Here is an 18,563-nt window from a genome sequence, read left to right as displayed (position 1 = left end):
ATGATTAAAGTTTAATTAATTGGTATGTTTATTTGAACTGATTCTCCTTTGTTTAATGAGTTAGGGAGTATTGTAGATTGCTTTTTCCCTGCTATCTCCCAAATTGCCGTTCTAAGTTTTTGTGTAGGGTCTGAAATGGAAACTAACCATCCATTTTTACTTTTTTCAAAAATGTATAAACCTGGTGAGGTAAATTTTAAAGCTGGAAACGTTTTAACTTGTATAGCACTTGGCTCGTAAACCGCCAACATTAAAGTAGTTCTATTTGTAGATGCTACTGCCTGTACATTTTTATTGTTTTGTACAACTGTAAAATCTGGTTTCAAATTTTTAAACTGATTAAGCGTTACATCTGGCACTATTGCATAAGCATAACTACCCGATTTTGAAAATAAATTATGATTGATATCTAAGGTGAAAACTGGTTTAGTAATGGGTTTTTCCTTATCATAAACAAAGGCAATATCTCCCCAACTACCTGTTTGATTTTTTGATGAAATAGCAATAGCCGATGGTTGCAGATTATAATAGCCTATATTATTATGGTAAACCCATTTTATAGCATTAGATTGATAAGTGGTATCTTTTAGTTCTTTAGTATTTCCATCATTAAAATATATTGGGCCTTCTAAATTAGTTTGGTTGATAGTAGTAAATATGGGCTGTTTTAGAACACTAGAAATTTCAGATCCTAAGCATATCAATTTATCATTCAACCAGAAATAAGCTTTATTTCCACTTAATGAGTCACGGTTTAACTTTAAAGCTGATATCCCATTTTTACCGCTTACCACTCCTCCAGTAAAATCGCCTTTATTTCTAAATCCAGAATATCCTAAAACCTTTATCGGTTCTGATGTTTGAAAATTAGTAACCCCAGGAAGTTTTTTCCAGTTTAGGTAAGGGAAGATACCTTCATATTCATCCCCTTTAACATTTATAAAATAATTCCCATCTCCTAAATGGTAACCTTTTAAGTTCTCGCGGTTTACCATTTCTGTAGCTTGAACCCTATTGGATGACATTTTTAGAGTTGCAAACCAATTTGGTGACCTATGAACAGTCATATCCGAACGCCAAAAATGTTTTGTCCCGTTAAGTTGAGGTGAAAAATTTGAAGTGTAATTTCTGGATATGAAAGCTTTATATTGATCTGCATTTGCGGCATCTACAAACGTCATATCAAGTATTGAATAGGCTATCGCCAATGCTTTAATTTTATCTACACCCTTAAAAAACTGCCTTCCAAATGAATTGATATCTAAATATCCTTTCCAGGTTATCCAACTGTACCCTTGCAACATTAAATTTCTTAAAACGGCAATACGCTCATTATCAATCTGTAAAGAAGTTCCAGAAAAAACTCTAGACCAAAAACTTAAGGTGTTCACAAATGATAATCCGTAATTTCCAAATTGCTGTTGAGGACCATGTTGATGAAAACTATTATCTATTTGGATACCTTCTGCCCCAGATATTTTAAGTTCCGAGAATATAGTGTCCCTAGATAGTTTGGCTAAGCTTTCATCCTTTATTAATATTGCTTTAAAGAGTACATTCCCTGCAAGCCAAACTTTATTTTGGCCAGTCATTTTTATTTTAGAATGGTTTAAAACGGTAACTGCTCCTTTAATTTCATCGGCAGAAAGTTCATCCCTTAACATAATAAAAACCGGCCCTAAAGTTTTAGGAATTCCAATTTCATTATACCACCAATTTTTACAAATTAAATTAGCATCAAACCAATATTTTAGTGCACTATGCAATAGGTTTTTAAACTCCGCTTTATGATAGTATTGAGATTGAGGATTTGTGTATAATGAGGTTAATAATAAAATTCTTTCGGTATGTATTTTAGGATCCCAACCAGATTCGTTTTTATCTTCATAGTTGATGTCATTCCATTTTCCTGTAGTTAAATTAAAACTTGATAATAATTGATTTACCTCTTTAACCTCTAATGTTTTTTTCTGGTATACCTCTTTGGTAACCATATCTACTGCATCAGGATCTTGTTCAAGATTATTAATGATGCTGTCTAAGGCGTTATAGCCACTATCGCCTTTTTGATAATAATGTTCAATGTTTTTTTCTAAGGTACCCAGGAAAGATTGGGCAGAACATTGTACTGCAAAAAAAAGTAAAAAAGTAAAAAGTGATAATTTCAATATTTTCATTTATTTAAGCCTAAGAACCAGTTTCAAAGTAATTTTTTTGGCTTCTCAAAAGAGCCTCCAAATAATAATAATCAGCATAAATAATAGGCACATCTACCTCACTTTTGTAAGGTTTGTGTCCTGTACTATGATCTGTTATAAAACCTTTTTCTCCGTTTTCTGGAGATTTATAATTTTTAATCAAGCTCTTTAAAATTTGTTGGGCTTTAGCTTCGTAATATGGCTCTTTGGTTTCGTTAGCCAATTCAAACAATGCTGAAGCTGTTATTGCCGCAGCAGAAACATCACGTGGTGCATTAGGTATTGCAGGGTCGTCATAATCCCAATAAGGCACCATGTCTTCTGGTATTTTAGGAGAATTAAGAATGTAAGTGGCAATGTTTTTAGCCTGATTTAAATAAGTACTATCACCTGTTTCTCTAAAACACATGGTAAAACCATACAAACCCCAGGCTTGTCCCCTTGCCCAAGATGATTCATTTGCATAGCCCTGATGGGTTGTTTTTTTAATAACAGAACCATCTTCGGGATTATAATCTACTACGTGATAACTGCTAAAATCTTTTCTGAAATGATTTTTTAAAGTATTATTTGCATGTTGAACTGCAATTTTATAGAAAGATGAATCTCCACTTAGTTTTGTAGCTTCAAAAAGTAATTCCAAATTCATCATATTATCAATAATCACGGGATATTTCCATAATTCTGGAAGATGCTCCCAAGATTGGATAACACCAGGTATGGAATGAAACCGAGTTGAAAGAGATTTTGCGGCATTTATAAGTACAGTTTTGTAGCTAGTGTCTTTAGTTAACTTATAACCGCTTCCAAAACTATCATAAATCATAAAGCCTAAATCATGAGTGCCTTTATTATATTGTTGACTTTTCAGATTGGTCGTATATTTTTGAGCTTCTATTTTCCACTTGTTATCTCCAGAATATTCATATAAAAACCATAATACACCTGGAAAAAATCCACTGGTCCAATCTCCAGCCACAGACATCTTTAATTTATCACCCTCTACTGTTCTCGGGGAAACTTCTTTGCCGCCCGCTGGTAGATTATTGATTTCTGTTAACATAAAGTCTATTTGATTTTCGGCAAAACGAAATTCACGGTTAACATTAGTCTTTTGCGCATAAGTGGATAAACAGGCCAACATCAATAAGATGAAGCTTAAGGATTTTCGCATTTTAAATAAAGGATATCTTGGTTATAAACTAGTACTAGATTAAAGATTCTAGCACCTTAAATTGTAATGCTAAACTAGGTACATAAGCCTTAAATTATAGATTACATTTGTACCGTGATTAAGGGGCAAATGAGTAAAAAAGCCGCTTTAAAAAACATTAATGGCTTATTGATTTGATTTTTTGAGCATAAAAAAACCTGGCTCTTAAATAGTCAGGCTTTGAGATTATATTTAGAAATAAATTTAAAAGCTATTATTCTTTCAACACAAAATCACTTTTCAACCTAATATCATCGGAAGAACTACCAATCATTACTTCAAAATCGCCTGGCTGTGTTATCCATTTTAAATCATCATTATAAAAAGACAGCTTTTCTTTTTCGATATAAAAAATGAGCTTTTTAGTTTCACCGGGCTTTAACTTTATTTTTTGAAAATCCTTTAATTCTAATATTGGCCTTACAGGTTGTGCAACCTTGTCTTTTATATAAAGTTGTACCACTTCTTCTCCTGAATATTTACCTGAATTTGTTATTTCAACACTTACTTTTATCGTATCATTTAATGCAATCTCGGCTTTATCTAACTTAAGATTGCTGTATTTAAAAGTGGTGTAACTTAAACCATGACCAAATGCATATTGTGGCGAGTTGCTAATATCTAAATAAACAGATCTATAATTTGGGCTTTTACCTTCTTCAAATGGCCTTCCGGTATTTGTTTGCGCATAATAAATTGGAATTTGACCTAAACTTTTGGGGAAAGTTATAGGCAGCTTTCCAGCAGGATTATAATCTCCAAAAAGTACATCTGCCATTGCATCTCCGGCTTGGCTACCTAAAAACCATGTAAATAAAATTGATTTTACATTAGTAGCAGTATAATTAAATACAAGAGGTCTGCCACCCATTACCAAAACTACCAACGGCTTTCCGGTTTTTACAATTGCCTTAACCAATTCTTCCTGCATCCCTGGAATATGAATATCAGCTTTGCTTTTTGCTTCTCCAGACATATCGAAGGTTTCTCCAATTGCCATAACAACTACATCTGCTTTCATTGCGGTTGCTATCGCCTCAGTAAAATCTCTTTTAATGCTATCGTTAGTATTGCAACCTTTTGAGTACAATATATTAGTAGAATTTCCCAATTTATTTTTTACGCCTTCATATAAAGAAACAGGAATATCATCCTTTCCCCATGAAAGGGCCCAAAAACCTCTCATATCTTGATTTGCTTTAACTAAAGGACCAATTAAAGCAATGGTTTTTGTAGATTTTGAAAGCGGAAGAATTCCTGTTTCATTTTTTAACAATACTATACTTTTTTTGGCTACCTCTCTTGATGATGCTTTATTTGCTGAAGAGTTGAGTTCTAATTTTTCTCTTTTTTCATCGCTAAAGCGATAGGGGTTATCAAACAATCCTAGTTCAAACTTTTTGGTTAGTATGCGTTTAACGGCTTCATTAACCTGGTCTATATTTACCTTTCCTTCTTTTACCAAATTGGCTAAATTATTATCGTAAGCCTTGCTTTCCATATCCATGTCGTTTCCGGCGGCAATGGCCATTTGTGCGGCTTCTTTTAAATCTTTGGCATAACCATGTGCAACCATTTCTTTAATTGAATCCCAATCGCTAACTACAAACCCCTTGAACCCCCATGCTCCTTTTAAAATATCTCTTTGCAGATAACTATTTCCAGTTGCAGGAGTGCCGTTTAAACTATTAAATGAATTCATAAATGTTGCAGCACCGGCATCTAAAGCGGCTTTAAATGGCGGCAAATAAACTTCCCAAAGTTGCCTCTTACTCATATCAACTGCGTTATAATCCCTTCCCGCAATTGCGGCCCCATAAGCTGCAAAATGTTTGGCGCAAGCCATTACTGCATTTAAATCTCCTAAACCAGTTCCTTGAAAACCTTGAACCCTGGCTCTTGCAATGGCAGAACCTAAATAAGGGTCCTCGCCGGCACCTTCCATTACTCTGCCCCAACGTGGGTCTCTGGCAATATCTACCATAGGAGCAAATGTCCAGTTTATGCCTGATGAGGATGCTTCTCTGGCAGAAACTCTTGCTGATAATTTAATCTCATCCAAATCCCAAGAGGCAGCTTCAGCTAAAGGAATCGGAAAAATTACCCTATAACCATGTATTACATCCTGACCAAAGATTAACGGAATTTTTAACCGCGATTTCATGGCTTCTTGTTGTAATTCATTGGTGATTTTAGCACCCCTAACATTAAGTAATGACCCCAATTTACCACTACGTATTTCTTCAAGTATGTTTCTGTTTTTTTCATCGCTCGGTCCGGTAACATCACCAGCATTTAACTGGTTAAGTTGACCAACCTTTTCCTGCAAGGTCATCAGGTTTAATACGGAATCTACTTTAAATTCGATAGTGGTTTTTTGGGCTTTGGCTGATATGGTTATCAACAAAAGCGAAAATGTAAGTATCTTAAAATCTTTTGCCAGCTTAATGATTTGCATATATTATTTATAAATTTTTATTGGTTTTATCTTACAATTAACTTTTCGGTTTTCTTTATTCCATTTTGAGTAACCTCTATAAAATAGAAACCTGATTTTAAAATTTCTGGGTTTATGATTACATCACTCCCTTTATTTAAATTAATTAGGCTTTTTTCGATAATTTTCTTAGCTGATGAATCATATAATGATATGATTAGTGTCTTTGCATCTTCATTTAATCTTAATTGGAATAAAGGATTTTCACTACTTGCAGGGTTAGGATAAACCTCCCATTGCTGAGTGTAATTTAAAACATTAATGGAGATTATTTTAGAATAAGTAAAGTCCCCATTTTTATCCAACTGTTTTATTCGATAATAATTAGTCCCATTAAATGGGATTTTATCTACAAAATTGTAAAGCTGATTACCTTTTCCGTCTGTTGAGTTTTTAACGCCTATAGATAAAAAATCATTTCCAACTAATCTTTCAATTTCAAACAACTGTGTGTTTACTAAATCACCAACAAGCCAGTTTAATAAAACGCTTCCGTTACTTTGTTTTTGTGCAGAAAAATTTATCCATGTTAAGGGTAATATATAATTTGTTTCTAAAGGTGCTATCTGACTTGTTGCCTGTGTAATACCATAAACTATTTTTTTAATTAAAGCACCGGTTTTATTAAACACCAATACTACAGTTGTTTGTGCATCAATATTATCCTTATAAAGTACGTTGATATCTGCAAACAAATTAATTTTCATAACGGCAGGATCAGTAACTGGTTGTTCTGATAATTGTAAAGCGTAACCGTAATTGGTTACATCACTTTTGTTTACCAACATTACCGATACCGTATCATTTCTAATAGCGCCAATTGTTGTTACCAAAGTTTGATTATTGACAGATTGGATATAATTGCCTTTAATGTTATCAGAAATCATTTTTTCATGATAATAAGATGAACGAGGTTTTAATGTAACACCAGATCCATCCATATAACCTAAATCTCCTGTTCCTCTACCACCACCGCTTTCATGCACCGACCAGGGCGTAATAGTTAATGCTCCTTTAGACATTCCAACATTAAATGCATCAGCCCAAAATTGCCCATTCAAAAATGAATGAACTCCAACGCCAGAAATATTATTGGTAGTAGGATTACTAAAATTCACATTAAATTCTGTAATTGCCCATTTCAGCTGATCAGCGCCTATTCTGTTATTTAAAACATTAGCATTATTCATTAAATTTAATAAATTATCTACATTATTGGATAAGCTTTGTCCACCAGAAACAACCTGAGACCTTGTTTGCGTCCCGTTAAAAGGATAGGTATGAAAAGATATGACATCTACATAATACCTACCATTAGCATCTTTCCCAGTAATGTCATTAGCACCACCGATTAATGATGGATAATAATTACTGTTATAATAAGCACATTCTGGCCCTACAATTAAAATACTTGGATCTTTTACTTTCATTGCTGAAGAAAAAGATTTAATATAGGTAGCAACGGTAGCAACAGGAGCAGTTGTTGATCCAATATCTGGTTCATTTCCAATTATCCAATACTTCACATTTCTGTTATTTGTGATATTAACATATTGCACCAGGTTTGCAGCTTGTGTGGCAGAAATATTTCCTCTATTAGTAGCTACTTGAACCATTGGTTCTGCGCCTATTTTTCGAATAGAATCTATCAAATCAACCACTTTATCTCCTGGCAACATTGCTCCTTCTGCCCAGGCCCCTCCAATCCTAATCATTTTTACGCCACTCGCTTTTATAGTTGGCCAAAGCACATTAAGTTGTCCGTTATAAACTGCACTACCAAAAGTACCTTTTGGTAGCCACGCATTTTGCCCCATTAAATAATTTGAGATTGTTGGACGATTTAAAAAATTAATGTTTAAGTCATCTATCCGCCAGTTATTTGTAGTTCCAACAGCTCCAGTTCCGTTATTTGCATAAATTCTAACGGTTACAGCGGTGTTGATAGCCCCAATTAGCGGCAGAGAAAATTGGTTACTATAAAGTGTCCATATAGAGCTTGAGTTGATGTTTACTGATGACACATTGGCCACATAATTATCAATACTTGTACGAATTACATACGATGTTGGTCCGCCACTAGTGCCTATAGATCTTGAGCCAAAACTGATACTAGAAATTTTTACTCTTTCTGTTGATGATGGCGTAATGGCAAATTCAAAATAAGATAAGTTAGCAATATTTGTTGCAGCATTGCCTGCCTTAGCGGCTGTTGTGATATTTCCAGTACAGCTTGCCCCGTTATATCCGCTTGATGGAGAAACTGTGGTAAAAAAATCTGAGGTTTTGTCAGTATTATTAGCCGTGACATCACTAGCGGAAAAACCACTTGGAATTCCCGAAGTTGGGCTTCCATTTGCTGCATTAAAATTATAGTTTAACTGTGCATTAGCGGAAAAATAAATTGCACAAAATGATACAAAGAGTAACGTTTTTTTCATACGATCGATTTTGATTTTTTATGGTTTTTTTGAGAAGAAATCTTTTATGAATTTCTTACAATTTGATTTTTACAAGGTTGAATAATTGGCTTCCAATTTTAATTGGATAATTCAAATATCTAGCAATTAAAAATCATAAGAGGTATACATTTATGCTTATTTCGGGCTACAAATGTATTATTTAGAAAGTTGATGAATTTTTAAAACGTTTCTATTTTAGGTGGGTTTTTCATCTCTTCATCCTTAGATGAATAGGTGTATTTTTTAATAAGTTTACCTTTATTATTGAATATAAACATCTGTGTAGATGCAGGTTGTATATCAATTTTTAAAACTGTTTTTAAATTTGCATCAATTGCAATTACATCTTGATTATTTTTGTCCTTATCCAGGTTAAGTTGTAACTTATACTTAAAGCCATTAGATTTATTTTTATTAATAATCATCACAGAAACACCTAATTTATCGCCCATTGGTATTACCGTAATTTCACTCTTATTTTGATGACTTAGGTAGATACTACGGAAATTTTGAGTCAGCATTTGAGTATGATAATAATTGGACCGCGGAAAATATTTTCCTCCAATTAAGTCAAACATCCCTAAATCTGTTCCTTCCCTATCCGCTCCTCCCTCTAAAATACTCCAAGGGCAAATGGTAAAAGCTCCCTCTCGCATTCCCAAATCGTACATCTCGGCAAAAATTTGTCCGTTATAAAAACTGTACGGTAAAAAATCTTCCCCTAAACTTTTGTCTACAATCCAATGTGAATTAAATTCGGTAATTGCCCATCCTATTTTTTCACTCTCTTCTCTTTTTGAATTTATAGGATTTAATAATTGATTTAAATCTTTTACATTTTTTTCAAAACCTGTAATGTCTTTAAATTTGTAGTTATGAAAGCTTACTATATCCAAATAATAGTAATCTTGATTGGGAACTTTTTTAGTCACATCCAAATCACCTCCTAAAAGCCTTGTTAGATATTTTAGTTTGTATGATGCTAAATCGAATCCCATTATTGTTGCCTTGGGGTCGTATCTTTTAATCTGGGCAGCAATTTTTATGAAGTAATCATATACTTCTTCTGGCGAAGACAATTGATTATGATGATCTGGTTCGTTACCAATACTCCAAAATTTGATGTTTTTATGTAATTCGCCATTTAAATAAGAAATCGCCTTAAAAGCTTTATCATCATTTTTTAACTGACGTGGCATTTGAACAATTGGTTCTGCACCAACAGAACGAGCGTAATCAATTAGTTTAATGACCTCTTTATTCATAAAGCCACCGTTTTCATATCCATTTCCGCCTATCCTTATGGTTTGATAATGGACTGCTTTTATATCATCAATGACTTTAAATATTTCGTTTTTTTCCCACGCATTTTGACCAAATAAGTAAGGACTTATTGTAGTAGCTAAACTTTCATTTTTAGATTTAACGTTTTGTTGAGCAATAGTAAAATCGCTGTAAAAGATGATCAGAATAGAGATTAAAATGATTTTCATTTTTATTTATGGGCTTTTAACCGTCTTTCTAATTGATCCAAATAAAGAGATTTTGGCATTAAATGATCCCCAGTACCTATTCCTTCCTTAAAATCTTCTGGAGAAGAATCATACTCATACTCTTTTATTTTCCCGGCAGTTGGCGAAGTTTTAACATCACTAGCTGGGCCACTTGTTCCGATAACATATCCCCAACCAAACTGTTCTGAATCGATAACATAAGGAGATTTTTTTGGATACGCTTCACCAACGGTATTCCAATAAACACTTTGTGTAGTTGGATAACCATGCATATCTGGCAATGTACCCCAAGGTCTGAATTTAGCCTCTAAAAAATCTTTATTTAAAGTAGTGTTATCAAAAAGGTTAGACATACTTAGATGCATGTGAAAATCGCTGGCAAGACTTGAATTTTCTCCCCTGCAACGTAAAATAACATTCCCGTTGCTTTTCATTGTTTTAAAATCGTAATTATGACGGGCGTATGCTGCAAAACAATCTTTAATCAAACAATCATTTGATCCTAAAGTGTACATGTATCCATTACCGCCTTCGCCATAATATTGGGTTTTCTGAAAAGAGCAAGAATCAACCGTTACAAATCTGGAACTCTGCAATAATATTCCACTAGAAACCAAATGAAAATCGTCTTTATTTTCTTCAGGCTTATAGGTACTTACATTTTTAATCCAACAATTAATGGCGCTATTAATCATAATCATGTTAGCACCATGAACTTCATAAGCAGCTGTACCTTTAGTATCAAACTCTAAATTACCCAAACCAGGCAAAACAGATTGCTGATTAGCAATCGAAAAATTTTCTATCCCAACCTCGCTTAATGCAGGCTTCACTTTGTAAATCCTTGCATTGTCTCGCAGTTTAAGAAAATATCTGGTAGGTGCATCAACCTGTATGGTGTTGTCTTTTTTATTGATTGCAGTAATATATCTGTAAAACATAGTTCCTACTAAAGAGGTTGCCCACAGATTATCCATATCATGTTCCTTAATAAATTCTTTGGTAACATCAGATCTTAAAATTATCCAATCTCCAACTTTAAAATCTTTTGTAGATGAAACCGGAATAGTTTGAGTGGGTAGCAACAAATCTTTTGTTATGCTAACAACTTCACTTTCTGGCTTTAGCCAATTTCCGCCAGAAAGTGGTTTAGCCTGTATAATAGAAACGTTTCTAACGTTAGCATTATCATTAAATATAAATGTTTTGCCTATCCCAGCACCTCTTAAAACCACATTGCTGTAATTGATTTTTAAAGAATTAGCTTTAGCAGCAGAAACATCTACTTTATATTTTCCAGCTGGTAAATAAACTACCCCGCCCCCATTTTGGCCTACATCAGTTAATGCCTTTTGAATTGCTATCGTTACTTCTTCTTTGCCTGTATTATCAACAAAATAAGGCGACTTAGTAACATCTGTAATATTCTTTTTTGTATGCGGAATTGCCTTCTCTCCACGATGGTACCCGGCATAAGAAAAATCGTGAAGGAATCTTCCGGCACTATCTTGCATCCCAGGTTTCCAATTTTGTGGATATAAACTACTTCTCCAATTTTGGGAAAAAGCAGGAAGAATAGCGAACATTAAAGCAGCTAGCAAAAAAGGTTTTTTGGTCATTATATTTTTTTAACGATTTAATGTTAAAATAAGCTTAACCTATTTGATATTTGGCAGCTCCATTTATCACTCAAACTAAAATTGAGCTTATTTCATTTTCAGAACTTCGCTACCTGCAAGCAAAAATGCGCCAGTACCGTAATTTTGCCAGCTTTCTGCTGTTGCAGGGCGTGGATCAAATCCTATATTTTGAACAAAGCCAACCATTCCATCTTCTTTTTGAATTTTCAGCAGTGCGGGCCAAGCTTTAGCTACCACAGGCTTAAATTCAGAAGCTTTTAACAATCCGTTGTTAATTCCCCAGGCAATACCGTAAGTAAAAAATCCACTTCCACTAGTTTCTGTGTGATCGTAAGATTCTGGTGAGAGTAAGCTAGTAGTCCACATACCATCAGGTTGTTGTAAGGTTTTAACTTTGGTTGCCATTTCTTTAAATAGTTGTTCAAAAAAAGGACGATGAACATAATTTTTTGGCATATCCTGTAATATTAAGGCAAGACCGCCTAAAACCCATCCGTTTCCCCTAGACCAAAATATTTTCTTTCCATTTTGTTCTTTTTTATCTGTACTTGCACCGGTCCATAAAAACCGATTATCTCTTGCAAAAAGATGTTCTTCTTTATCGTACAATAAATCATAAGTTTCTATATAATGTTTATACATTTCATCAAGCAAAGCAGGATCATTATTTACTTTTGAAAGTACGGTAAAAACAGGTGGAGCCATAAAAAGCGCATCACACCACCACCATAAAGGTTTATCACGTTTTTGGGTTTCTTGATATGCTAAATGTTTTTTTATAAAATCTTCGGTTGGTTTAAGATTGACATCCTTATCTCCAATTGTCTTTAAATAAAGGTATGCATAGCTGATGGCTACATCATCAGCACTATTTATACGGATATAAGTTTGCCAATTATTACTCTTTGCCATTCCTCTTAAAGCATTCAAAAATTCAGGATTTTTGGTTGCTTCATGCGCTTTAACCACCCCTGTATAATATGCTCCATTTGTCCAATCCATAGGCGATTTTTCTACAATTGGATGCGCTTCTTGCCACTGTAAAGCTTTAATCATAGCTTTTTCTGTATCAGAATTAGCTTGATTTGCGGTTACTTTTTTAGTTGTGTTACAAGCTTGTGTAAAAATTATAGTGGCTAATAAAGCACAAATTAAAATTTTGTTTTTCATGATAAGTTTTAGGTTGTATATAACAGGATCAGCTATTTTTTAAATAAAAATTTTATCTCACTTTCCCAGCAACGTTTTCTAATACTACGTTAGAAAGTATTGCAGTATCTGATTTATCAGGAATGTGTGATGTAAAGCCAATGCCAACATAAAAAGGTTCTGTTATACTTATTTTAACTGGATTTCCTAGCTGATGCATTGGTTCTCCGTTTAAACTAATGAACATTGCATAATTATCTCCTTTTTTTTCTATTCCAATTCGCATAGCACCTTTTTCTGGAACTTTCATTTGTTGAATCATGGTGTTTTTTTCTGGCCTCCAAGCCATGTGCATCAAGCCTGCTCCGTGACGACCAACCATTACTTCTTCAGCATCGTCATCAAGGCTTTGTCTGATAATTACTACTGCCTTTCTATCTGAATAACCTTCTGCAACAGGAAATTTAACATCGGCAGCTAAAGATATATCACCAGACATTTTTTTCCACAGAAAACGAAATTCATCTCTTGTATACCAAATGTTATAACCTGCAGAATTGATGGTATACTCTTTTGAAATAGGATCAAAACTTGACGATCCGGGTACAAGAGCAGCCCCTATATCACTTTGCCCATCAAAAATGCCAATGTTTTTATTTGATGTTTTTGTAACTCGATGAAAATCTATTGGTGGTGGGACTTGTTTATGTGTGGAAGAACCTGGAAGTGACCATTCTGGTACAACTACTGCTGTCGTCTTTTTAACTTTACAAGAGATGATACAACTTGTAAACATTAAAATCAAGATGAATAATGATGTATTTCTATTGCTATAAAAATTATAATATCGGTTTTTTAACTGTTTCGAATTTCTCATGTATTACCTAAGTTTATGTATTGTGTTTATAATAAATTAAAATTTTTATTTAAAATTTGGATAATTCGTCAATTCTGTAAAACAAGATGTGCATAGCATATCTAAGCTTTTTGATAAATTGTATTCCTAATTCTAATAAATTGATTGTTTATAAATATTGGTTTAAACCAAATTTACGCTGTTAAAAATTTTAAATAGGGGATGGTATGTTTCTGATTAGGTATACAAATGTTCAAAATGTAGCTTTTATTGATTTCTTAAACATTATTATAATCTATTTAATAGCATTATCATAAATAGGATTAATAATTCTGATTCCCTGTTCACCTGCTATAACTGCTTTATTTGCCATTCTATAAAATAAAGAATGCTCAACAATTCCCGTTATCATTTTAATCTTAATATTTAGTTCATTTAAATCAGGAATGACAGAAAATTTAATGTCGGCCAGAAGGTTTCCATTTTCTGTAATAACGGCACCATCTTTTTGAGAAGCCATTCTAATAGCTACAACAGATTGTGGGTAATGTAATTGAAGTTTTTTGAGAACCAATGATAATGATTCTGGTAAAATCTCTATCACTAAAGGATGTTTATTATTAAGTTTTTCAACAAACTTACTTTCATCTCCAACCAATATAAATTCCTTTGCGCTAGCAGCAATAATTTTTTCGCTGGTATGAATTCCTCCTCCACTTTTAAAAGCATTAAGTTCAGTATCAAATTGATCGCAGCCATCAAAATATAGGTCTAATCCCTCAATGTTAGAAGATAATTGCTCGGTTAAACCTTTTTCGCGTAAATACTGGCGGGTTTTAAAGGAAGATGAAACAAAAGATAAAGATTGTGCTAGAGTTGTGTCTTTTAATATGATATCTATCATATGAAATATGGAAGAACCAGCGCCAACGCCTATTTTTTGCCCATGCTTAATAAAATCTACCGAAGCTTTAGCGGCTTCAAACTTATAATCTTCCATTTAAATCAATTAAATAATAAAAAATTTAAATCTATACTTTTAAATAAACTTTTTAATAAGACTTACATCAAATTACAAATAAAACCATGTGGATAGCTATGAAAATTCTACCCACATGATTGATTATTATACAATCAATTGCAGAAAATTATATTTGTAAACCCTCGTTAAGCCCTTCGTAAAACTGTTGGTACATACTCTTTTTATTGTAATTAGTATCGTAAAGAGTTGCCGTATTATTTGGCCCCTGGCTTGAGTCACCATCTCCAATATTCCATAAAGTGATGCCCCATCTTTGATTTACAGGAACAATTTTTCTATAGAGTTGAGGAATATTAAAGTATCTATAATTTTGTCCGCCTATGGCAGTGCTATTGTTAATATTTGTATTATCCCCTCTAATGTCTAATTCTGAAATATGTACTTTTAAACCAGTATTTTTCATGGTTTGTATTCCGTACTCAACGTTTGCCAATCCATTACCATTCTCAAAAACCTGTCTAGTGTAACTGGTATGCATTTGCAAACCAACACCATCTATAATTTTTTTACCACCAATAAGTGGTTCATTTTGTAAACGATTTACAAGGTTAGCAATTGCATTACTTTTAGTTTTAGAATATTCATGTCCAAAATCATTATAAAATAATTTTAAATCAGGTTGTCCAGCATCAATAGCGGCTTGTCTTGCATATTGAAAAGCTAGCTTAATATAAGTGTATGCCTCACCAGAAATTTTTTGAGTCCAGATACAACTTCTCAAATTTCCATTGTCATCCATTGCCTCATTCACTACATCCCATGATTGTATTCTAAAAGAGCCATCAGGATTTTTAAAGGTTGCATAATGAAAAATTAAATTTCTTATGTGATTTTTCATTATTGAACGGTAAGTTTGGTCGGTTGTCATTCCAGATGTAGTTGCATTGGCTAACCAACTTGGATTACTAGTGTACCAAATCAAATTATGACCATGTACACGATGTATCCCATGGTTTTGAGCAAATAAAACAACTTGATCTCCGCCATAAGTAAAATTACCTCTCGTTAACTCCGTGTTCGCAAATTTCATCTCGTTTTCTGCGGTAATACTGTTGTATTGGTTGCCTGCCAAATTGGTGTAGAGAGAATTGTTGAATCTATTTTCATTAATTGCAGCACCAATCATCACATCATCATTTGCGGCTTTTAATAATGGATTATTTGGCGAATAAGTTACGTTTTGAATCTGTATATTTTTGTCAGAAGAATCAACAAATTCTGATTTTGTTTCTAATTTTTTACAACTTACTGCACAAAATCCCAACACTACGATTAAAGTTAATTTTTTCATTTTCATAGATTTTTGTTAATAAATTTGGTTAGTTATATGGATTAATAATTCAATTATCAAAGAATGCCGTTAGATTAAAAACCTGATCATTTATTATTTTCATCTGTTTTAGAAGCGGTTCATATCTGTTAAGGTCAGAATCTACAATCCCCTTATTAGAATCTCTATTAGAAGGATCCACTTTTAAATTATTTGGATCATTATCCTGATAAGTAAACCAATGCCAACCAACACAATTCTTACTTTTTAGCAGGTCTAATACAAAATTTTGATAAAAGTATCCTCTATCTTGTTGTGTTTTTACCAGCCAACCGGCACCAGTATTATTTTTTAAACCAGAATCCTCACCTTTTGTATACCATTCTGTAATGAGAAAAGGTTTGCCACTCCATTTTTCCCAATCGTTCATTTGGGTAGCATCAGGTTCCCATTTACGATAATGATTAATGGAAATTATATCCATATATTTTCCAGCCACCTTAAATATTTCTGGATTTGTAAGCTCTTGTCTTTCTTGTTGATTAAATCTACAGCCCAAATACATGTGGTTAGGATCATATTTTTTTAGTGCCGCAGTTACTTTCTTCATATAGGTTTCAAAGTAAAAACCAGAAAATGCGATGCGATCTTCTTCTGTAATATCGCTTAAATCAGCATCCTTATTTTTTCGTTTGTCCAACCATTTTTTAGCAGCTATGTAACCTGGCTCATCTTTTTCTAAATTTTTTATTGAGATATCTAAAGCATCAGTTTTCCATGGTAATTCATTATCAGAATAATAGCCTAATAAATATTTATCGTCTTTATATTTGGCTACAGGTTTAAAAGCTGCATCACAATACGCATCAAATTCCGGATCAAATACCATTACCAAATCAAAACGGTATCCTTGCCAACCTGCTGTTTTATACTTTCCTCCAAAACGTTTAATATGTTCGGCTTTATAGCTTGCCATCGCATTTACAATTACCGTGTAAACTATAGGTTTTTTACTTTTTCTAATCAAATCAACATCAGACCAAGCACCAGCACCATTAAATCCTTGACTTTTCAAAAAATCACTTTCTTTTTTGTACCATTTATCAACTGTCCCATATTTTTCTTTCATCGCTTTTTCTTGATTTTCTGAAGAATATGGACGGAACACAGCTACTCCTTTGTTAATAAATGGGAAACCCTCAGGATCAATAATCCACCATCTATCTTTAATTTTTAAACTTCTAAAAAAACCTGTAGGATTCTGTTGGTTAACCTTCCAGCTACCATAAGAATTAAGAGCAGGTTCTTTTTTTGATTTGTAAAAGGGAAGCTTATCAATGGTTTTTGCTGTAAAAGTTTCCCATTTGGGGCTTTCTTTGGCTCTTTTAATTTCTACATTATAATAGTTAGGATTGCTTTGTGCCCATGATTGTGAACAAAAAACAAAGCATAACAATCCAACTAATGATATTTTTAGATTCATCATTTTAAATAATTATATAGGATTTGATTTACTTTAAACCATCAAGAAAGCCAACATAGGCAGGCTTTTTACCATAGTTCTCGTCAAATAATAAAGGGTATTCTTTGTTTCCATTACCACTATCGCGTAACCAAGTATTCTTATCAGTGATTCCCCAAGTTGTCATGGCAAATTTTTGATTGCCTGGAATAGCATTATATAACTTCACAATGTTTTTAAAGAAATCAGATTGTTTTTGTAAATCTGTTGAGTTAACAACATAAGTAGGAGAATTTGTTGTATTTACTTTACAATCTATTTCTGAAAGATGGATCAATAATCCAGAACTTACTAAATCTGCAAAGCCACTATTAATTTGAGTTTGGCTAGTGCTAATACGATAGTGAAATTGCTCGCCCAAACCATGAATTGGAATACCAGCATTTTTAAACCTGATAGCCATATTTTTCATTGCTGTTCTTTTTCCGGCAGCTAAAACAACGTTATAATCATTATAAAATAGTTTAGCATCTGGATCTGCTATAGCGGCATATTTAAAACACCTACCTACAAATCCAATTGGATCTTTAAATTTTCCTTGTATCTGAGATTCTATACGCATGGTACCATCATCATTAAAAATTTCATTTGCAACGTCCCAGCTTTTAATTTTGCCTTTATACCTTCCAACAACAGTTTCTATATATACTTTTACTTTGCTTTCAAATGCCACAGAATCATAATTAGCATTCTTAAACCAATCTGGAAAAGATTGATACCATAATAAAGTATGGCCATGTACAGTCATGTTATTTTGTTGAGCATAGTTTACCAAATAATCTACATTGGTAAAATTATATGACGTTTCTGAATTCCAAATAAAATTCATTTTCATTTCAAACTCGGCAGAAAGCTGGTTATATTCTCCCTTAAAAGTATTATCATAAGCCGACTCTGATTTCAAATTTGCGGTTTTTACAGCTGCACCAAATTTAAATGTTGTTGTTAAATCTTTTATTTTTTGAGTTGTGATAACTGGAGGCAAAACAGGAGGAGTTACAACGATGGGTAAATCGTCAAATTTCTTTTTACAAGAAACCATAATGACAAATAAGGCTAATACTAATAAAATATTCTTTTTCATTTTAATTTAGTTGTTAGAGCAAAATAATTTACTCTGCGGTTGTTTAATTGGTTTATCAATTTCAGAAAATTGATGATACAAATATGATAGCTTTAATATTTTTTAAGGCGTCTGTT

General features: G+C 33.1%; 12 protein-coding genes. All 12 read right to left on the bottom strand.

Annotated elements, in window-relative coordinates; genetic code table 11:
- Positions 1 to 11: 11 nt before the first annotated feature.
- Positions 12 to 2,177 (bottom strand): polysaccharide lyase family 8 super-sandwich domain-containing protein, encoded by a 2,166-nt coding sequence (locus A5893_RS05375; RefSeq protein ID WP_068821536.1) that lies wholly within the window; start codon positions 2,175 to 2,177, stop codon positions 12 to 14.
- Between the two features lie 10 nt (positions 2,178 to 2,187).
- Positions 2,188 to 3,372, bottom strand: a complete 1,185-nt coding sequence (locus tag A5893_RS05370; protein ID WP_068821535.1) for a glycoside hydrolase family 88 protein — start codon at positions 3,370 to 3,372, stop codon at positions 2,188 to 2,190.
- A gap of 253 nt (positions 3,373 to 3,625) precedes the next feature.
- The gene (bglX, locus tag A5893_RS05365; RefSeq protein WP_068821534.1) at positions 3,626 to 5,869 is read right to left on the bottom strand and encodes a beta-glucosidase BglX; all 2,244 of its coding nucleotides are present in this window, start codon (positions 5,867 to 5,869) and stop codon (positions 3,626 to 3,628) included.
- 26 nt (positions 5,870 to 5,895) lie between these two features.
- Positions 5,896 to 8,349, bottom strand: a complete 2,454-nt coding sequence (locus A5893_RS05360) for a T9SS type A sorting domain-containing protein (protein WP_068821533.1) — start codon at positions 8,347 to 8,349, stop codon at positions 5,896 to 5,898.
- A gap of 200 nt (positions 8,350 to 8,549) precedes the next feature.
- Positions 8,550 to 9,863: a glycoside hydrolase family protein gene (locus A5893_RS05355; RefSeq protein WP_068821532.1), complete on the bottom strand. Its 1,314-nt coding sequence runs from the start codon at positions 9,861 to 9,863 to the stop codon at positions 8,550 to 8,552.
- A 2-nt stretch (positions 9,864 to 9,865) separates the two neighbouring features.
- Positions 9,866 to 11,503 (bottom strand): glycosyl hydrolase family 28-related protein, encoded by a 1,638-nt coding sequence (locus A5893_RS05350; protein WP_068821531.1) that lies wholly within the window; start codon positions 11,501 to 11,503, stop codon positions 9,866 to 9,868.
- A gap of 87 nt (positions 11,504 to 11,590) precedes the next feature.
- Complete coding sequence (locus tag A5893_RS05345; RefSeq protein ID WP_068821530.1) at positions 11,591 to 12,694, bottom strand: glycoside hydrolase family 88/105 protein; 1,104 nt, start codon at positions 12,692 to 12,694, stop codon at positions 11,591 to 11,593.
- Positions 12,695 to 12,746: 52 nt separating this feature from the next.
- Positions 12,747 to 13,550, bottom strand: coding sequence for a biopolymer transporter Tol (locus tag A5893_RS05340; RefSeq protein WP_068821529.1), 804 nt, complete (start codon positions 13,548 to 13,550; stop codon positions 12,747 to 12,749).
- Positions 13,551 to 13,824: 274 nt separating this feature from the next.
- Entirely contained in the window at positions 13,825 to 14,529 is a 705-nt protein-coding gene (gene rpiA, locus A5893_RS05335) for a ribose 5-phosphate isomerase A (RefSeq protein ID WP_068821528.1), read from the bottom strand.
- 148 nt (positions 14,530 to 14,677) lie between these two features.
- Positions 14,678 to 15,862 (bottom strand): endo-1,4-beta-xylanase, encoded by a 1,185-nt coding sequence (locus A5893_RS05330; RefSeq protein WP_157687473.1) that lies wholly within the window; start codon positions 15,860 to 15,862, stop codon positions 14,678 to 14,680.
- Between the two features lie 49 nt (positions 15,863 to 15,911).
- Complete coding sequence (locus tag A5893_RS05325) at positions 15,912 to 17,327, bottom strand: hypothetical protein (RefSeq protein WP_198342279.1); 1,416 nt, start codon at positions 17,325 to 17,327, stop codon at positions 15,912 to 15,914.
- Between the two features lie 25 nt (positions 17,328 to 17,352).
- Positions 17,353 to 18,447, bottom strand: a complete 1,095-nt coding sequence (locus A5893_RS05320) for an endo-1,4-beta-xylanase (RefSeq protein WP_068821525.1) — start codon at positions 18,445 to 18,447, stop codon at positions 17,353 to 17,355.
- Positions 18,448 to 18,563: the final 116 nt, after the last annotated feature.

The sequence above is a fragment of the Pedobacter psychrophilus genome (assembly GCF_001652725.1).
In the GTDB taxonomy this organism is placed as follows: Bacteria; Bacteroidota; Bacteroidia; order Sphingobacteriales; family Sphingobacteriaceae; genus Pseudopedobacter; species Pseudopedobacter psychrophilus.
Note: the sequence above shows the minus strand (reverse complement) of the source record. Positions and strands in the feature narration are given on the sequence as shown.